Genomic DNA, 16,541 nt, shown 5'->3' on the forward strand with positions numbered 1-16,541 from the left:
TTCACTCAGGGCTCGGGCGGAGCGCCGACCGTTTCCTCGGCGATTTCGCCCGTCACCTGCTGGGCCTCGCGCTGAAGCTTGCGGAACGAGCGCAGGCCGAAGGGCAGCAGGGCCAGATAGAACAGGCCAAGGCCGCCCAGCGTCAGCCAGGGATTGGTCACCAGAAAGGCGGCCAAAACGCCGATGGCCAGCATCAGCGGCAGCACATAGACGTGGGGGATCTTGGCTTTCTTGAAGCTGAAGGTCGGCAGCTTGCTGACCATCAGCGCCGCCACACCAACCAGGAACACCCCGGCAACCACCGGGCTGACCAGGAAATCGGCGCCGCTTTCAAACGACAAGATCATCGGCAACAACACCAGACCGGCCGCCGCCGGGGCGGGCACCCCGGTGAAATAGTTATAGGCCCAGGACGGCAGGTCCTTTTCGCCCATCAACTGGGTATTGAACCGGGCCAGCCGCAGGCCGCAGCACACGACATAGAGCAAGACCAGGGCCCAGCCGATGCCACCGGCGCCGCTCATCGTCCATAAATACAAAAGCATCGCCGGGGCGACGCCGAAGCAGACGAAATCCGACAGGCTGTCGAGTTCGGCGCCGAACTGGCTGGTGCCCTTGAGCAAGCGCGCCACCCGCCCGTCCAGGCCGTCGAAGATGGCCGAAAACACCAGGGCGACCACCGCCTTCTGGTATTCCCCATGCAGCCCATAGCGAATGGACGTCAAGCCGGCGCAAAGCGCCAGCAAGGTCAGCATATTGGGGACCATCTTGTTGAACGGCATCCCCTGAAATCGCGGGGTGCTCCGGCGCAGGACGTGGGGGTGGCGGACCATCAGCGCAGAACTCCCAAACGTTCGGGTTCGGCCGAAGCCAGATCGGCTAGGACGGTTTCCCCGGAAATACAGCTTTGCCCGGGGGCGACCAGCGGCGCGGCGCCGGGCGGCAGATAGATATCAAGACGGCTGCCAAAACGGATCAACCCCATGATCTCGCCGGTCAGCACGCTTTGGCCTTCGACCAGATCGCAGCGGATGCGCCGCGCCACCAGCCCGGCGATCTGAACGAAGGCGAGGTCGCGGCTCTGGCCGATATCAAGCACCACGCTGTTGCGCTCGTTGTCGGCGCTGGCCTTGTCGAGGGTGGCGTTGACGAATTTACCCGGGGCGTAAACGATCTTGCGCACCGTGCCGCCCACCGGGCAGCGGTTCACATGGCAATCGAAGACGCTCATGAACACGCTGATGCGCTGGCGCGGGCCCGGCGGATCAAGGGCCAGTTCGGCCGGCGGATCGACCAGACCGACCATCTGCACGATGCCGCTGGCCGGGGTGACGACCAGCCCAAGCCGATCGGGAACGGTGCGCTTGGGATTGCGGAAGAAATAGACGCACCAGATGGTCAGAACCAGACCGGGAACGACCAGCCAGTCTTGCCAAAGCCACAGTCCAAAGGTGACGGCGGCGAAGATGCTGATGAACCGCCAGCCCTCGGGATGTATCTCGGGAAGCAGGTAGGTTTTCCAGCCGATGTCGAAGCGGCGCAAGGGGATATCCTCCGGTTTTTTTAAAGTTCCTGGGGCGACGATCGAGAGGGGCGCTCTGATGGAAGGACAGGCCGGGGGGGGGTCCCAATCCCCTCAACGCCCTTTGCCGACGGCGGGTTGCGCCCGCCCGCCGGGTCCGGCAAAAACGCCCCTTTAGGGGGACGAGGTGGCCGGGGGGCGCCCGGGTTGGTCGGGAACCGCGAAGATCTGGCCGGGATAGATCAGATCGGGATCGCGGATCTGCGCCTGATTGGCTTCATAGATCACGGTATAGCGCGTTCCCTCGCCATAGACCCGGCGGGCGAGCGCCCACAGATTATTACCGGGCTGGACGACGAACATCATGCCGCCGTCCCCCGGACTGGGCAGGACATCGGGACGCAGGAAGGGAATTTCCACCCGGCCGCCGACCTTGCCCCCGGGGCCGATCGCATCGGCGCGCAGGGTATAGCGGCCCGGAGCGAGGGGCGAGGGAGTGGTCACCGCCCACCGGCCGTCGGCGCCAACCACGCCCTCGCCGATCGCCGTGTTATCAAGATAGGCGCGCACGCTGTCGCCGGGCGCCGCCGTGCCGCCCACCGACAATCGTCCGCTTTCATCGTAATCGACGGTGACGATCACCAGATCGGTCGACTCCGCCGCTCCGCTGACCGGCGGCGGCCCCTGCAGCAGGCGCGAAGGCCCGACCGAAGGCTGGGCCAGGGCGATCACCGGGGCCGGGCTGGCCGGCTGGGGAACGCTGACCGCCACCTTTTCATCGAGAACACGCGGCGGGCCGCTGGCGTCACGGCTTTCAAGCGACAGCAGATGATCCCCCGCCGCCAGCGGCCGGCTGGGCGTCAGCACCCAGTCGCCCCGCGCGCCGGCGCGGCCCTCGGCAAGAATTCCCCGCTCGTCGCGCAAGATCACCGCCGCCCCGGGCTCGGCCCGGCCGGCGGCGACCAGGGCGCCATCCTTTTCAATGCGCAAGATATCGAAGGCCAAAGGCTTGGCCGCCGATTGCGGGGAGGTGGGGGCCGGGGCGGGAAGGGCGCCCGACGCGGGACCAGGGGCGGGGCCGGGGGTGGCGCCAGGGCCCGGGGCCAGGGCGCCGGACCTCGGTTTGGGGGCTTCGGGGGAGAAGTTGGGCGCCGGGCCCATCACCAGCACGGCAATAGAGACCAGCAGCAGCGCCACGATGATGGCGGCCACAAGACGAATGCGGTTGGTCACGGCAGGCGCTCCGCTGGATCGGTTCGGCCGTCCACTATACCCCAACAGACGGCGGCGAGAACAGATTGTCCACCGTCCTTTCCCCGCGGCGCGCCCGGCGGATCGGCGAACCGCCTAGTGGGCCGGCATGCCGGCGGCGATCAGGGCCAGGGCCAGGGCGATGGGCAGCGGCGCCAGGGACAGGCCGGCATGGACCAGCAGACGATGGCGCGGCACCTTACGCCGCCTTGGCGGCACAAGGCGGGCCGCCGTGCCATCGGCGAACAGGCACAGGCCGCCGACCGCCAGGGCGGGCAGGGCGCCGGGCATATCCAAGGCCATGGCAGTGGCCAAGGCGACGGTGAAACCGGCCGAAGCGGCGCAGGCGGTGGCCGAGAACGCCAGACGGCGCAGGCCCGACCACAAGACCCATCCAAGCAGGGCGCAGATCAACACCGGCGCCAACCCCATCACCGGGGCGTTATCCAGGGCCCAGGCGACTCCGCCCAGACCGAGCGCCGCGGCCAGCACCGCCACCGGGGCCGAGGCGCCACGCCCTTCAAGGCGCAGAAGGACGCCGATCCACGCCGCCGCCGTCAGGCCCCAGGCGAGCAGCGCCGTGGGCGCCGACAGCCCGGCGGCCACGCCGCCGGCCACCGCCATCACCCAGCCGCCGGCCACCGCCCCCAGGCCCAAGGCCAGCAAACGCGGCCCCCGGCCAAGCCGCAAGGCATCGGCGACCACGCCCCCCGCCGTCGCCAGCGCCCCGGCGGCGATCGCCCAATCGGCGGCGATGGTCGGCACCGCCGGCCCGCCCAACCACAGCCAGCCCGCCCCCAGCCCCAGAACGATGCCCAGGCCGGCCAGGCGGTCGCCAAGCTCGGCTCGGCCAAGCAGCCGGCCGACCAACCCGGCAAGGCCGGCGCCGGCCACCGCCAGGGCGAAGGGCAGAAGCGAAGGAAGAAGGGAAACACTCATGGGCGGGACGACGGGACGCTCCTTGCAAGCCTGATACGTAAAAAACCGGCGGCCATCCTCGATCACATCGCGTTAAAGCAAGATCCTTCAACGCGGTTCGATCGGGATTCAAAAGGTTTGGACGGGCGAAAGCGCGGAAATCAGCCGCCGGTTTTTCCGCTCGCCGGTCCAAACCTTCCGGTGGCGCGCCGGGCAGAGCACCACACTTCGCCCGGGCGATCAATGGCGCTGCGCAGGGCGGGCCGGCCGGCCGCCTTTCCGGTCCCGCACTTGTCGCCCGGACCATTTCATGGGAAACTTCCCGCCGTGTATCCGGATGCTTTTTCGCTTAATCGCTGTTTTCCCCGCCCTTTGCCCCAGGGTGCGAGAAAGACCCTGTTTTCGTGTTTGTCTTCCGCCGTTGGTGGAAGATCGGGCAAGGGCGCGCGGCGCGCGATCCTTGCCGCCCATCCGAGGAGACTATCATGCACGACGATACCCTGGCCGTCGATCAAGCCGCTCCCATCGCCCCCGTTCCCCCCCCCAAGATCGCCGTCGAGCGGACCCGCACGGTCGCGGTCTGGGATCTGCCGACGCGGGTCTTCCACTGGGTTCTGGTGCTGCTGATGATCGTGCTCTACGCCAGCGGCGAGGGCTGGCTGCCCATCTCCGTTCATATGCTGGCCGGCGAGGCGGTGCTTGCCCTGGTCATCTACCGGGTGCTGTGGGGACTGGTCGGCAGCCCGACCTCGCGCTTCACCCATTTCGTGCGCGGGCCCAAGGGCGTGATCAGCTACCTCAAGGCGATGGCCAAGGGAGCGCCGGAGCCCCTCGCCCATAACCCGGTCGGCGCCCTGATGGTCCTTGGCCTGTTGACCCTGCTCACTCTGTTGGCGGTGACCGGGCTGTTCTCCACCGACGACATCGCCACCGACGGGCCGCTGGCCTCGCTGGTGTCGAGTTCGACGATGAAGACCTTCACCTTCGTTCATAAGACGCTGTTCAACGTTATTCTCGCCCTGATCGCCCTCCATATCCTGGTCGCCGTCGGCTCGCTGGTGTTCAAGCACGAGAACCGCATCCGTCCGATGGTGCTGGGCGTGCGCCGGGTGTCGATCGAGCGGGCCGCCGAAGCCCCCAAGATCTATGGCCCGGTGGTTGCCAGCCTGTTCGCCCTGATCTTGTTGGCGGGCAGCGGCGCTTTCGTGTGGTGGATCGTCCATCTGGCCGGCTGATCGCCGGGTGCTTTTTTAAGTTGCTCTTTCCCCGCCGCGCCGCTTCTACTGGTTGTGATCGCGGTGGGGAGTAGAGTGGCATGGGGGCGCGGGTTCATACGGTGGCCTTCCAGGGAATCGACACCCTGGCGATCGAGGTTCAGGTGTCGATCACCGGCGGCCTTCCCGCCTTCACCGTCGTTGGCCTGCCCGATAAGGCGGTGGGCGAAAGCCGCGAGCGAGTGCGCAGCGCCCTGGCCGCCATCGGCCTGTCGCTGCCGCCCAATCGCATCACCGTCAACCTCGCCCCGGCCGATGTGCAAAAGGAAGGCAGCCACTTCGATCTGCCGATCGCCCTGGGCCTGTTGCTCGGCATGGGGATCCTCGATCCCGGCGATCTCGATGGCTATCTGGTGCTGGGTGAACTGGGGCTTGACGGATCGATCGCCGCCGTCGCCGGCGTTCTGCCCGCCGCCCTGGCCGCCCAGGCCAGCGATCGCGGGCTGGTCTGCCCGGCCGCCCAGGGCGGCGAGGCGGCCTGGGCGGCTTCGGGCGACGTTCTGGCCCCGGCCGGGCTGCTTGAACTGGTCAACCACCTGAAGGGCACCCAGATCCTGGGGCGGCCGCGGGCCGAGATCGCCAGCGACCCCACGGTTATCGCCGATCTGTCCGAGGTCAAGGGCCAGGAAACCGCCCGGCGCGCCCTGGAGATCGCCGCCGCCGGCGCCCATAACCTGCTGCTGGTCGGGCCGCCGGGATCGGGCAAATCGATGCTGGCCCAGCGCCTGCCCGGCTTATTGCCGCCGCTGACCCCGGCCGAGGCGCTGGAGGTCAGCATGATCCACAGCGTCGCCGGCAAGCTGGAGAACGGCCGCCTGTTGCGCCGGCGGCCCTTTCGCGATCCCCACCACACCGCCTCGGCCGCCGCCATCGCCGGTGGCGGCCTGCGCGCCCGGCCCGGCGAGATCAGCCTTGCCCATAACGGCGTGCTGTTCCTTGATGAATTGCCCGAATTCCAGCGCGCCGCCCTGGAAGCCCTGCGCCAGCCCCTGGAAACCGGCACCATCGCCGTCAGCCGGGCCAATCTGCATGTCACCTATCCGGCGCGCTTCCAATTGGTGGCGGCGATGAACCCCTGCCGCTGCGGCCATCTTGACGACCCGGCCCAGGCCTGTTCGCGGGCCCCGCGCTGCGCCGAGGAGTATCAGGCGCGGATTTCCGGGCCGCTGTTCGACCGCATCGATCTGCATGTCGAGGTGCCGGCGGTCGCCCCCTTCGATCTGGCTCGCCTGCGCCCGGGCGAAGCGACGGCCACGGTGGCCGCCCGCGTCGCCGAGGCCCGCGCCCTGCAGGCCGAACGCTATGCCGGAACGAAGATCACCACCAACCGCGAAGCCTCGGGCGCCCTGCTCGACCGCGTCGCCACTCCCGACGCCCCGGGGCAGGCCCTGCTGATCGAGGCCACCGGCCGGCTGCGGCTCTCGGCGCGCGGCTATCACCGGGTGCTGCGGGTGGCGCGCACTATCGCCGATCTGGAAGGCGCGGCCGCCATCACCCGCACCCATATCGCCGAGGCGCTGTCTTACCGCCGCCGGGGTCCCGGCCGCCAGAGCGCGGTGTAAGGGGAGGCGCGCGACGGCCCTCCCCATCGGCGCCCATCCGGGGTAGGCTGGGCGCCATGCTTGATCGTCGCCCCCTGGCCCTTGCGGCCCTTGTTCTCCTCGGTGTCCTGGCGCCGCCCGCCGTTCCGGCCTTCGCCCAGGCGCCGGGACCTTCGGCCCCCGCCGCCCCGGCCTCGCCAACGGCCGGCGGCGAGACCTTGCTGTTCACCCTGCCGCCGGGCTGGAAGGTTCTGCATTCCGTCGACGGCGACAGCCTGAGCCGGGGGGTGTTCATCCCCAATGCCCAGGACGGCAATAGCTGGAAGGACATGGTCGTCGTCACCATGGCCCGGGGATCCGACGCGCCCGATATCAAGCAAACCTATCAGCGCACGGTCGGCGCCTATGAGAAGACCTGTCAGGCCCATACGGCGGCCGTTCCGCAGACCGAGGTCAAGAACGGCGTCGGCCGGGCCTTTTGGACGCTGGGATGCCACCGCCGCAAGGACATGAGCTTTGGCGAGGCCTCGTTCTTCCTGTTCCTGCAGGGGCGGGAGGGGGCCTATCTGGTGCAACGGATCTGGCGCACGGCGCCCTTTGGCAATGAGGGGCCGCCGATCACCGGGCCCGAGCGCGATCAGGCCATCGCCCTGCTCAAGACCGTCCGCCTGTGCGATCCCAAGCGCGGCGACCGCTGCCCGGCCAACGCGGGCGCCAAATAGGGCGCTTGTTTTAGAAATACGCCGCCCGCGCATAGGCGCCGCCGCAAAACACATGCTGGCGTTTGCCGGCCAGAAGGGCGGTTTCCTGAAAGGCGACGCCCCGGCGTTTCAGAGCACGGCGCAGCATGCCGACCAGGGCGTCTTCCCCCGGCCGCTCGGCGTCATCGATGATCACGATGAAATCATCGGCCAGATGGTCGTGGATTTCCAGGGCGCCAACCCGGTTCATCCGGGTGTCGTGGCTATAGGCCGGCGGACCGTCGATCAAAACGAAATCATACTTGAGGGTTTCGTCGAAATATCCGGCTTGGTAATGGGAGATCGTCTGGCCTTCGATGGTTTTGGCGACCAGCTTGGCCACATGAATGCCCTGCGAGACTTTTTGCTGAACATGCCCGGCCCAGGCCGGGTCATGCTCGACGGTGCGAATGGTGGTTTTATCGCCTTTGACCGCATTGATCTGGCTGAGCAGGATGCTTGTCTGGCCGGCCCCCAGCTCAAGGACATGGCGAATATCAAATTCGCCGAAGCACCGGGCGATCAGGTAAAACAAGCCATGGTTCGCCGCCCCGCCAACCGGATAAAAATGATCCTCGATTTGAAATTTCTTCAAATCACGCAGGAATAAATCCCGATAAATCGTTTCCATGGCCGGCGTCGTTCGATAGTAACGCCACAAGACCGTATTCAAGACGGTCCATTTTTCGCCTAATTTCTTTAAAAGAGCCATCCCCGCGCGTCCCCCCTCGAACATCTTCGGCCGGTCCCCCGACAGGAAGTCTCCGGGAGGACACAGCCAAAGATGGTGAAGGCGAGGGGGTTTTCTAGGGTGGGAGGCTAGTCGGCGGCGATCATCCGCCCCAGGCGTCGGCCGCCGAACAGGTGCAAATGCAGATGGGGCACTTCCTGGCCGCCATCGGCGCCGATGTTGGAGAGCACCCGGTAGCCCTGCTCGACCACACCGAGGTCGGCCGCGACCGTGCCGACGGCGCGCACCAGGGCGGCGATTTCGCCATCGGAGGCCGTGGCCGAGAACTCGGTCCACGAACGATAGGGACCCTTGGGAATCACCAGAACATGGACGGGCGCCTGGGGATTGATGTCGCGGAAGGCGAGAACGTGATCGTCTTCGAAAACCTTATCGCAGGGGATTTCCCCGCGCAGGATGCGGGCGAAGATATTGCTGTCGTCATAGGCCATGGGGACTGCTCCGGAAAGACAGGGTCACTTCTTGCGGGCGGCTTTCTCGTCGATGCCCGAGGTGCCGAAGCGGCGGGCCAATTCGGCCCAGACCCGATCGGGGGTCACCCCGACATCGGCCCACAGCACCATCAGGTGATAAAGCACATCGGCGCTTTCGGCGACCACCTGCTCGGGGCTTTCCACCAGGGCGGCGACGCCGACCTCGAAGGCCTCCTCGCCGAATTTCTGCACGATCTTGCCCCGGCCCCGGCCAAACAGCTTGGCGGTATAGGAGGTGGCGGGATCGGCCCCCTGGCGGCTGGCGATCACCGCCGCCAGGGCATCGATGATCTCGGGACCGGGCGGGGGGGAGACGGCGGGGGGGATATCGGTCATCGGCGATCTTCCGTTTGAATGGGGAGCCGGCGTTATGGCGGCGACGGGCGAAGCCGCTGTTCCGCGTGCCGCCCTAAAGCCGCATGGGGAGTCCGGCCGCCGCCATATGGGCCTTGGCCTGGGCGATGGTATACTCTCCGAAGTGGAAGATCGAGGCGGCAAGCACGGCGGTGGCGTGACCGTCGCGCACGCCTTCGACCAGATGATCCAAGGTACCCACCCCGCCCGAGGCGATGACCGGCACCGCCACCGCATCGGCGATCGCCCGGGTCAGCGGCAAGTTAAAGCCCTGGCGGGTGCCGTCGCGGTCCATCGAGGTCAGCAGGATTTCTCCCGCCCCCAGCGCCACCATGCGCTTGGCCCAGTCCACGGCGTCCAGGCCGGTGGCCTTGCGGCCGCCATGGGTGAAGATCTCGAACCGTCCCGGCCCCACCGATTTGGCGTCCAGGGCCACCACCACGCATTGGGCGCCGAACGTCTCGGCCGCCTCGCGCACGAACTCGGGGCGGGTGACGGCGGCGGTGTTGATCGACACCTTGTCGGCCCCGGCCAGCAGCAGCTTGCGGATATCCTCGGTCGTGCGCACGCCGCCGCCAACGGTCAGCGGCATGAAGCACTGATCGGCGGTGCGGCCGACGACATCAAGCAAGGTGTCGCGGTTCTCGTGGCTGGCGGTGATGTCAAGGAAGCACAACTCGTCGGCCCCGGCCGCGTCGTAAAGCCGGGCCTGTTCCACCGGATCGCCGGCATCGCGCAGGCCGACGAAGTTAACCCCTTTGACCACCCGGCCGTCCTTGACGTCGAGACAGGGGATGATGCGCATCTTCAACATGATCCGTCCTTCGCGCTTAATCGGCCAGAACCGCCAGAGCCTCGGCAAGATCGATGCGACCGTCATAGAGCGCCCGACCGCTGATCACGCCTTCCAGACCGGCCGCCGCCCGCGCCCTGATGGCGCGCAGATCGTCAAGGCTGGCCACCCCGCCCGAGACGATCACCGGCGTGGTCAGCCGCTCGGCCAGGGCGGCCGTGGCGTCGAGATTGGGTCCGGCGAGCAGGCCGTCGCGGTCGATGTCGGTATGGACGATGGCCGCCACCCCGGCGTCTTCGAAGCGCAAAGCCAGATCAAGGGCGCTGACGGCGCTGGTTTCGGCCCAGCCCTCGACGGCGACCATGCCGCCGCGGGCGTCGATGCCAACGGCGATCCGTCCAGGATGGCGTTTGCAGGCCTCGCGCACAAGTTGCGGATCGCGCAGGGCCACGGTGCCCAGGATCACCCGGCGCACCCCCTTGTCGAGCCACAGATCGATCGCCGCCAAGTCACGGATGCCGCCGCCAAGCTGCACCGGCAGATCGACGGCCGCCAGAATGGCTTCGACCGCCGGGGCGTTGACCGGCCGGCCGGCGAAGGCGCCGTTGAGATCGACGACATGGATCCACCGGCAGCCGGCCAGGGCGAAGGCGGCGGCCTGATCGGCCGGGCTGTCATTGAAGACGGTCGCCTGATCCATCTCGCCCTTGCGCAGGCGAACGCACTGGCCGTCCTTCAAGTCGATGGCGGGAAACAAGATCATCGGGGTCTCTTAAAACAAGGGGCGGGGGCAAAGGACGGAAGGGCCGCGCGCAGGGCGGGGGTCACGGGGCCCAGCGCAGGAAATTGGCGATCAGGCGCAGCCCGGCGGCCTGGCTTTTCTCGGGATGGAACTGGGTTCCGACCAGATTTTCCCGGCCGATCATCGCGGTCAGCGGCCCGCCGTATTCAACGCTGGCCAAGCGCGTCGCCGGGTCGGCGGGGCGGAAGTGGTAGCTATGGACGAAATAGACATGGGTCCCCGGCTCGATGCCGGCGAGCAAGGCATGACTATCGGCCTGAAAATCCAGGCTGTTCCATCCCATGTGGGGGATCTTGAGGGCGGGGTCGGCCGGGCTGATCGCTTCCACGGTGCCGCCGATCCATCCCAGACCGGGGTGACGGCCATATTCCACGCCCTCGTCGGCCAGCAGCTGCATGCCGACGCAGATGCCAAGGAAGGGGCGGGCGCGGACCAGCGCCACCTCGGCCAGGGCCTCGACCATGCCATCGATGCCCTGCAAGCCGCGCCGGCAATTGGCGAAGGCGCCGACGCCGGGCAGCACCACGCGATCGGCCCCCAGGACCCCCTCGACATCGCGGGTAACGACGATTTCGGCGGCGACTCCACCGTCGCGAGCGGCCCGTTCGAGGGCTTTCGCCGCCGAACGGAGATTGCCCGAGCCATAATCGATAAGCGCGACACGCATCACAGCCTGGACCCCGATGAGGGCGCCGGGCAGGGCGCCAACCCGGGCCCGGAGCCTGTCAAAAAAGCGGAAAAGACCCAAAAGACCGTGGAAAATCGCACCGATAGCGACCGTCTTCCGGCTGGCCCGCGCAGCGGTTTTAGCAGGTTGGCGAGGGTCATGCCAAGGGATGGCGTGACCCGCCACCCCTGGAAACGTTTCCCATCGATGCTCAATCTACTTGCGAGTTGAATTATTCCATGGTCAGTTACCGCCGGCCGTTTCCGAAACATCCGACCAAAGGATGAGGAAAACGGTCTCAACGTGTTCTAGAGGGTGCCACCAAGCACCCCTTTGGTGGAGGGGACCGCATCCGCTTTCCTGGGATCTATTTCCCAAGCTTGGCGGAGCGCGCGTGCCAAGGCTTTGTAGCAGGATTCAACGATGTGGTGGTTGTTTTCCCCATAGTGATTTGCAACGTGCAACGTTACGCCGGCTGTTTGAGAGAATGCCTGGAACCATTCCTTGAAGAGTTCGGTATCCATATCGCCTAGCTTGTCCCGGGAAAAATCGACCTTCCAGATGAGGTAGGGCCGATTGGACAGATCCACCGCAACCTGGGTCAGCGCCTCGTCCATAGGGATGAGAGCCGAGCCATACCGTTGAATTCCCTTGCGATCTCCTAACGCTTGGGTCACCGCCTGACCGATCGCCAGTCCAGTGTCCTCGGTCGTGTGGTGGAAATCGATGTGAGTATCACCTTTGGCATGTACCCGCAGATCCATCAAACTATGGCGCGATACTTGCTCCAGCATGTGGTCAAGGAAGCCGATGCCCGTTGAAACCTCGTATTGCCCGGTTCCATCCAGGTCGAGCCAGACGGTTATCTCTGTTTCCTTGGTTGCGCGCGTGACGGTGGCCTGTCGCATGCCGAGTATTTCTCCAAAAGCATCCTAGTCAGGATGCGGTAAATGGGCGGAATGCAAGGATAAAAAAAGCCATCATCGCCGCCCAGCCTTTGAAAGAACTGGAGTCGTGAACCCGGACACGCTAAGGTTTTAAAACCGGGTTCACATGGTCAAACCCGTCTAGATCATGGGGCAAGAACGTGAGAAGGTCAAAAACCGAAGAGACCCTGGGAGATGGCATCAATAAGTCGCCTGATCCCGTTGATGTGCATGTTGGTCGCCGTCTGCGACTGCGTCGAACCCTGCTTGGAATGAGTCAGGAACAGCTCGCCAACGCCGTTGGCGTGACCTTCCAGCAGATCCAGAAGTACGAGCGCGGCAGCAATCGTGTCAGCGCCAGCCGTTTATACGATATTTCGAAGGTTCTGGGCGTCCCGGTGGCCTTTTTCTTCGAAGATATCGGCGACGAAGTGACTTCGGCGCGACTGGCGCCGATTGTTCCCGACATTACCGGCTCCGGCCTGTCCGAGCCGGCGATCCCCGCCTACGAACAGGATCCTTTGCAGAAGAACGAGACGCTCGAATTGATCCGCGCCTATTGGCGCCTGCCCACCGATACGGTGCGCAAGCGGGCCCTTGATCTGCTTAAAAGCCTGTCCGGGCGGGACTAACCCGGTCTTGCCGGCCGGCCCGGGCTCCCAAGCCCCGGTCCGGCCGATAAGCCGCCGCACCCCCCCCCGGTGCCGCCCCGGCCCGCCACCGTTACCCCCCCTTGATAACCTTTCCGCTGGTGTTTTCACCCGCCCCTCCGACGCCCCTTGACCGGCGACGGGGGTTTTTCCCATGTTGTGTCGGTGACTTTTCGCCTAAAACAAAGCTTTCGCGGCGCGCCACCCGTTTCGCGGCCTTGCGCCCACCCCCATCGACCGCGCGCCCCCTTCCCGGACGAGGATCCCACTCCGCCATGTCTTCCTCCCCAGCCTCCCCCTCGGACAATTCCATCGTCTGGCACGGCACGACCATTTTGTCGGTGCGCAAGAACGGTAAGGTGGTGATCGCCGGCGACGGTCAGGTCACCTTCGGCAATACGGTGATGAAGGCCAATGCCCGCAAGGTGCGGCCGCTGGCCGGCGGCTCGGTGATCGCCGGCTTCGCCGGAGCCACCGCCGACGCCTTCACCCTGTTCGAGCGCCTGGAAACCAAGCTGGAGCAATACCCCGGGCAGTTGACCCGGGCTTGCGTGGAAATGGCCAAGGACTGGCGCACCGATCGCTATCTGCGCCGGCTCGAGGCGATGATGGCCGTGGCCGACAAGGGCGTCTCGCTGGTGCTGACGGGCACGGGCGACGTGCTTGAACCCGAAGACGGGCTGATCGGCATCGGCTCGGGCGGTCCCTTTGCCCTGGCCGCCGCCCGCGCCCTGGTCAGCGAGGATCTCGATCCCGAGGTCATCGCCCGGCGCTCGCTGGCGATCGCCGCCGATATCTGCATCTACACCAACCACAATCTGACCGTGGAAGTCCTATGAACGCCTTCACCCCCCGCGAGATCGTTTCCGAGCTTGATCGCCACATCGTCGGGCAGAAGGACGCCAAGCGCGCCGTCGCCATCGCCCTGCGCAACCGCTGGCGCCGCCAGCAGCTGTCCGAGGCCCTGCGCGACGAGGTGCTGCCCAAGAACATCCTGATGATCGGGCCCACCGGCGTCGGCAAGACCGAGATCGCCCGCCGTCTGGCCAAACTGGCCCAGGCCCCCTTCCTCAAGGTCGAGGCCACCAAATTCACCGAGGTCGGCTATGTCGGCCGCGACGTGGAAAGCATCATCCGCGATCTGGTGGAAACCGCCCTGACCCAGGAGCGCGACCGCCTGCGCAAGCAAGTCAACGCCAAGGCCGAGGCCAACGCCGAGGAGCGGGTGCTCGATGCCCTGGTCGGCGATCGCGCCTCGCCCGAAACCCGCCAGAAGTTCCGCAAGATGCTGCGCGAAGGCCAGATCAACGACAAGGAGATCGAGGTTCAGGTCCAAGACAGCGGCGGTGCCCTGCCGACCATGGATATTCCGGGCATGCCCGGGGCCCAGATGGGCATGCTCAATCTCAACGACATCTTCGGCAAGGCCTTTGGCAACCGCACCAAGGCGCGCAAGATGACGGTCGAAGACTCCCACGCCGTTCTGGTGCGCGAGGAGGCCGACAAGCTGCTCGACGAGGAGCAGGTGGTCAAAGCCGCCATCGCCGCCGTCGAGAACAACGGCATCGTCTTCCTTGATGAAATCGACAAGATCGCCACGGCGTCGGAACGCCGGGGCGGCGACGTCAGCCGCGAGGGCGTTCAGCGCGACCTGCTGCCGCTGATCGAAGGCACGACGGTTTCAACCAAATACGGTCCGGTGAAGACCGACCACGTGCTGTTCATCGCCTCGGGCGCCTTCCATACGGCCAAGCCCGCCGATCTGCTGCCCGAACTGCAGGGCCGTTTGCCGATCCGCGTCGAGTTGAGCGCGCTCAACGCCGGCGATTTCAAGCGCATCCTGCTTGAACCCGAAGCCAGCCTGATCACCCAGTACAAGGCCCTGCTGGCGACCGAGGGCGTCACCTTGGAGTTTCCCGACGACACGGTCGAGGCCATCGCCGAGATTGCCACCGAAATCAACGGCTCGGTCGAAAACATCGGGGCGCGGCGCCTGCATACGGTCCTGGAGCGCCTGCTCGAGGAGATCAGCTTCACCGCCACCGACCGTTCGGGCGAAACCATCGTCGTCACCCGCGACATGGTCAAGGAGCGCGTCGGCGCCCTGGCCGCCAAGGCCGATCTGTCGCGGTTCATCCTGTAAACCGGTGTAGACCGGGGAACCCCTATCGCGGGCGGGCCGATCGACGGGCCGCCCGCAGCAGGGCGCGCAAGGACTCGATCTCGCCCGGGTCCAGGGTCTCGAGGACCTCGGCCAGTTCATGGACCAGCAAGGTCGCCGTCGGCTCCAAGCCGCCGGTATCGAGAGTCACCTTGGGATGGGAGACCAGGGCCAGACGTTTCAGGTCCTCGGCGTCATCCCAGATCAAGCCCAACAATCCACAGATCTGCATCACCAGACCGGGGGCGGGGCGCCCGCGCCGGCCGTGTTCGAGGGCCGAAAGATAGGCCGCCGACAAGCCGAGGTCTTCGGCCATCGCCTTTAGCGTCAGGCCGCGCGCCGCGCGCAGGGCGCGCAGGCGGGCGCCAAAGGGCGTCATGGCCCGGACTCGCGGCGACGGCGCAGCATGACATACAGCGCCCCTTCGCCGCCATGGCGCGGGGTGGCGTTGATGAAGCCCACGACCAGCGGCCGCAGATCGACACCGTTCAACCACATCGGCACGGCGCGGCGCAGAACCCCGGTGCCGCTGTCCCCCGACCTGCCGCCCTTGCCGGTGATGACCAGCACGCAGCGCCAGCCCTGCTCGCGGCCGCGCCGCAGGAAGCCGCGCAGGGCCGCATGGGCGCTTTCCTGGGTCATGCCATGCAGATCAATGCGGCCATCGATGTCGAGCCGGCCGCGCTTGAGGCGACCGGCGGTGCGGCCATCCATATCGACAAGGTGACCGGAACGCAAATCGCCGAGCGCCGGCGGGCGCATACGGGCACCGGCCGGCCCCGCAGGCGGGACCGGGGGCGGAGGGGACGGGGAGGGATCGGCCGGCCGCCCGGCGGCGGCTTCGGGGGGAAGCGGCGGGGCCGGCGGGGCGCCGCGCCCCGCGCGATCAAAAGGCCGCGTCGTCCGGGCAAGCTGCTCCCAGGCCTGAAGATCCTCGGGCGTCAGGCCATACTTACGCCGACTCATCGACGATCAGAATATGCAGGCGCAAGGGGCCATGCGCCCCCAGCTGAATGGTCTGTTCGATATCGCCGGTTCGCGACGGACCGGTGATGAAATTGATCGTGCGCGGCAGAGCGCCTTGGCCCTCGGCCCTAAGCCGCGCCCAGATCTCTTCTAGGCCGCCGACCAAATCGGCCGCGCGCAGAACGACGACATGGGTATCGGGCAGGAAATTCAGCGTCGAGGCCCGTTCGGACCCCGAGCGCAAAGCCAGGGTGCCGGTTTCGGCGATGGCGCCAAAGGCGGGAACCACGGCGACCGTATCGCCCGGCGTCGGCAGACCGCGCCGCACGGTGAGCATTGGATGATCGGCCAGCCCATCAAGGATGGCATCGTCGCTGGCGACCACGGTGGTCGGCAGATTATGGGCCTTCAGATACTCGGCGAGGGCGGGGGCGAGCTGATCAAGGCCCTGGACGCGGGCGACGCTGGCCGAGACCCGCTCGGCCATGTCGATGAACCGGGCAAGCCGATCCTCGCCGGCGCCCTTGGCCCGTTCGGGCAGCGGACCGGGGGGGGGATTGGCCAAACGGGCGCGCAAAGCCTCGGCCGCCGCCCCCGTCAGGGGGCCACGGCGCAGCCCGCGGCGGATCGAGCCGAGAACGCTATCGCGGGCGCTGGTCATAGCCACTGGAGTCTCCATAAGATTTTTTCGTAATCGGCCGCAGGCCGCCAGATCAAGATTTAGAGCGGTGTGCGGGAACCCTGGTCGCCGC

At 66.7% G+C, this 16,541-nt stretch carries 20 protein-coding genes; 6 read left to right on the top strand and 14 right to left on the bottom strand.

The window, feature by feature from the left end; all coding sequences use genetic code 11:
- Positions 1–5: 5 nt before the first annotated feature.
- The 4 genes from pssA to RRU_RS18530 form a co-directional block, all read right to left on the bottom strand.
- A complete protein-coding gene (pssA, locus tag RRU_RS18515; RefSeq protein ID WP_011391331.1) occupies positions 6–833 on the bottom strand; it encodes a CDP-diacylglycerol--serine O-phosphatidyltransferase in 828 nt (275 codons plus the stop codon).
- Entirely contained in the window at positions 833–1,543 is a 711-nt protein-coding gene (locus RRU_RS18520) for a phosphatidylserine decarboxylase (protein WP_011391332.1), read from the bottom strand. The genes pssA and RRU_RS18520 overlap by 1 nt, the downstream gene beginning before the upstream one ends.
- A 153-nt stretch (positions 1,544–1,696) precedes the next feature.
- Positions 1,697–2,755: a LysM peptidoglycan-binding domain-containing protein gene (locus RRU_RS18525; protein ID WP_011391333.1), complete on the bottom strand. Its 1,059-nt coding sequence runs from the start codon at positions 2,753–2,755 to the stop codon at positions 1,697–1,699.
- A gap of 114 nt (positions 2,756–2,869) precedes the next feature.
- Positions 2,870–3,712, bottom strand: a complete 843-nt coding sequence (locus RRU_RS18530; protein WP_011391334.1) for a hypothetical protein — start codon at positions 3,710–3,712, stop codon at positions 2,870–2,872.
- Between the two features lie 464 nt (positions 3,713–4,176).
- Between RRU_RS18530 and RRU_RS18535 the strand changes: the two genes are divergently transcribed.
- The 3 genes from RRU_RS18535 (at position 4,177) to RRU_RS18545 (ending at position 7,228) form a co-directional block, all read left to right on the top strand.
- Positions 4,177–4,926 carry a cytochrome b/b6 domain-containing protein gene (locus tag RRU_RS18535; protein ID WP_011391335.1) on the top strand — a complete coding sequence of 250 codons (750 nt, stop codon included), beginning with the start codon at positions 4,177–4,179 and terminating at the stop codon, positions 4,924–4,926.
- A gap of 80 nt (positions 4,927–5,006) precedes the next feature.
- Positions 5,007–6,527: a YifB family Mg chelatase-like AAA ATPase gene (locus tag RRU_RS18540; RefSeq protein ID WP_011391336.1), complete on the top strand. Its 1,521-nt coding sequence runs from the start codon at positions 5,007–5,009 to the stop codon at positions 6,525–6,527.
- A gap of 56 nt (positions 6,528–6,583) precedes the next feature.
- Complete coding sequence (locus tag RRU_RS18545) at positions 6,584–7,228, top strand: hypothetical protein (RefSeq protein WP_011391337.1); 645 nt, start codon at positions 6,584–6,586, stop codon at positions 7,226–7,228.
- A 10-nt stretch (positions 7,229–7,238) separates the two neighbouring features.
- On the opposite strand, the gene RRU_RS18550 is transcribed toward RRU_RS18545, so the two are convergent.
- The 7 genes from RRU_RS18550 to hisB form a co-directional block, all read right to left on the bottom strand.
- Positions 7,239–7,877 (bottom strand): class I SAM-dependent methyltransferase, encoded by a 639-nt coding sequence (locus RRU_RS18550; protein ID WP_014626622.1) that lies wholly within the window; start codon positions 7,875–7,877, stop codon positions 7,239–7,241.
- A 188-nt stretch (positions 7,878–8,065) separates the two neighbouring features.
- Positions 8,066–8,428: a histidine triad nucleotide-binding protein gene (locus tag RRU_RS18555; protein WP_011391339.1), complete on the bottom strand. Its 363-nt coding sequence runs from the start codon at positions 8,426–8,428 to the stop codon at positions 8,066–8,068.
- Between the two features lie 24 nt (positions 8,429–8,452).
- Positions 8,453–8,806, bottom strand: coding sequence for a phosphoribosyl-ATP diphosphatase (locus tag RRU_RS18560; protein WP_011391340.1), 354 nt, complete (start codon positions 8,804–8,806; stop codon positions 8,453–8,455).
- Positions 8,807–8,879: 73 nt separating this feature from the next.
- On the bottom strand, positions 8,880–9,638 hold the full coding sequence (hisF, locus tag RRU_RS18565) for an imidazole glycerol phosphate synthase subunit HisF (RefSeq protein WP_011391341.1): 759 nt from the start codon (positions 9,636–9,638) through the stop codon (positions 8,880–8,882).
- A 16-nt stretch (positions 9,639–9,654) separates the two neighbouring features.
- Positions 9,655–10,380 carry a 1-(5-phosphoribosyl)-5-[(5-phosphoribosylamino)methylideneamino]imidazole-4-carboxamide isomerase gene (hisA, locus tag RRU_RS18570; RefSeq protein WP_011391342.1) on the bottom strand — a complete coding sequence of 242 codons (726 nt, stop codon included), beginning with the start codon at positions 10,378–10,380 and terminating at the stop codon, positions 9,655–9,657.
- Between the two features lie 61 nt (positions 10,381–10,441).
- Complete coding sequence (hisH, locus tag RRU_RS18575; protein WP_011391343.1) at positions 10,442–11,086, bottom strand: imidazole glycerol phosphate synthase subunit HisH; 645 nt, start codon at positions 11,084–11,086, stop codon at positions 10,442–10,444.
- Between the two features lie 308 nt (positions 11,087–11,394).
- Positions 11,395–11,994, bottom strand: coding sequence for an imidazoleglycerol-phosphate dehydratase HisB (hisB, locus tag RRU_RS18580; protein ID WP_011391344.1), 600 nt, complete (start codon positions 11,992–11,994; stop codon positions 11,395–11,397).
- Between the two features lie 179 nt (positions 11,995–12,173).
- Here hisB and RRU_RS18585 point away from each other — a divergent pair, with 179 nt between their 5' ends.
- From RRU_RS18585 to hslU, 3 genes are all read left to right on the top strand, one after another.
- Positions 12,174–12,644 (top strand): helix-turn-helix domain-containing protein, encoded by a 471-nt coding sequence (locus tag RRU_RS18585; protein WP_011391345.1) that lies wholly within the window; start codon positions 12,174–12,176, stop codon positions 12,642–12,644.
- Between the two features lie 293 nt (positions 12,645–12,937).
- Positions 12,938–13,501 carry an ATP-dependent protease subunit HslV gene (gene hslV / locus RRU_RS18590; RefSeq protein ID WP_011391346.1) on the top strand — a complete coding sequence of 188 codons (564 nt, stop codon included), beginning with the start codon at positions 12,938–12,940 and terminating at the stop codon, positions 13,499–13,501.
- Positions 13,498–14,805, top strand: a complete 1,308-nt coding sequence (gene hslU / locus RRU_RS18595) for an ATP-dependent protease ATPase subunit HslU (protein WP_011391347.1) — start codon at positions 13,498–13,500, stop codon at positions 14,803–14,805. Before hslV ends, hslU begins: the two co-directional genes overlap by 4 nt.
- Before the next feature lie 22 nt (positions 14,806–14,827).
- Here the strand turns inward: hslU and RRU_RS18600 are convergent, their stop codons facing one another.
- The 3 genes from RRU_RS18600 to RRU_RS18610 are packed head-to-tail and all read right to left on the bottom strand — an operon-like array spanning position 14,828 to position 16,450.
- Positions 14,828–15,202, bottom strand: a complete 375-nt coding sequence (locus tag RRU_RS18600) for a helix-turn-helix domain-containing protein (RefSeq protein WP_011391348.1) — start codon at positions 15,200–15,202, stop codon at positions 14,828–14,830.
- Entirely contained in the window at positions 15,199–15,789 is a 591-nt protein-coding gene (locus tag RRU_RS20155) for a Smr/MutS family protein (RefSeq protein WP_011391349.1), read from the bottom strand. Before RRU_RS20155 ends, RRU_RS18600 begins: the two co-directional genes overlap by 4 nt.
- A complete protein-coding gene (locus tag RRU_RS18610) occupies positions 15,776–16,450 on the bottom strand; it encodes a LutC/YkgG family protein (RefSeq protein WP_011391350.1) in 675 nt (224 codons plus the stop codon). Before RRU_RS18610 ends, RRU_RS20155 begins: the two co-directional genes overlap by 14 nt.
- Positions 16,451–16,541: the final 91 nt, after the last annotated feature.

This window comes from Rhodospirillum rubrum ATCC 11170 (assembly GCF_000013085.1).
GTDB lineage: Bacteria > Pseudomonadota > Alphaproteobacteria > Rhodospirillales > Rhodospirillaceae > Rhodospirillum > Rhodospirillum rubrum.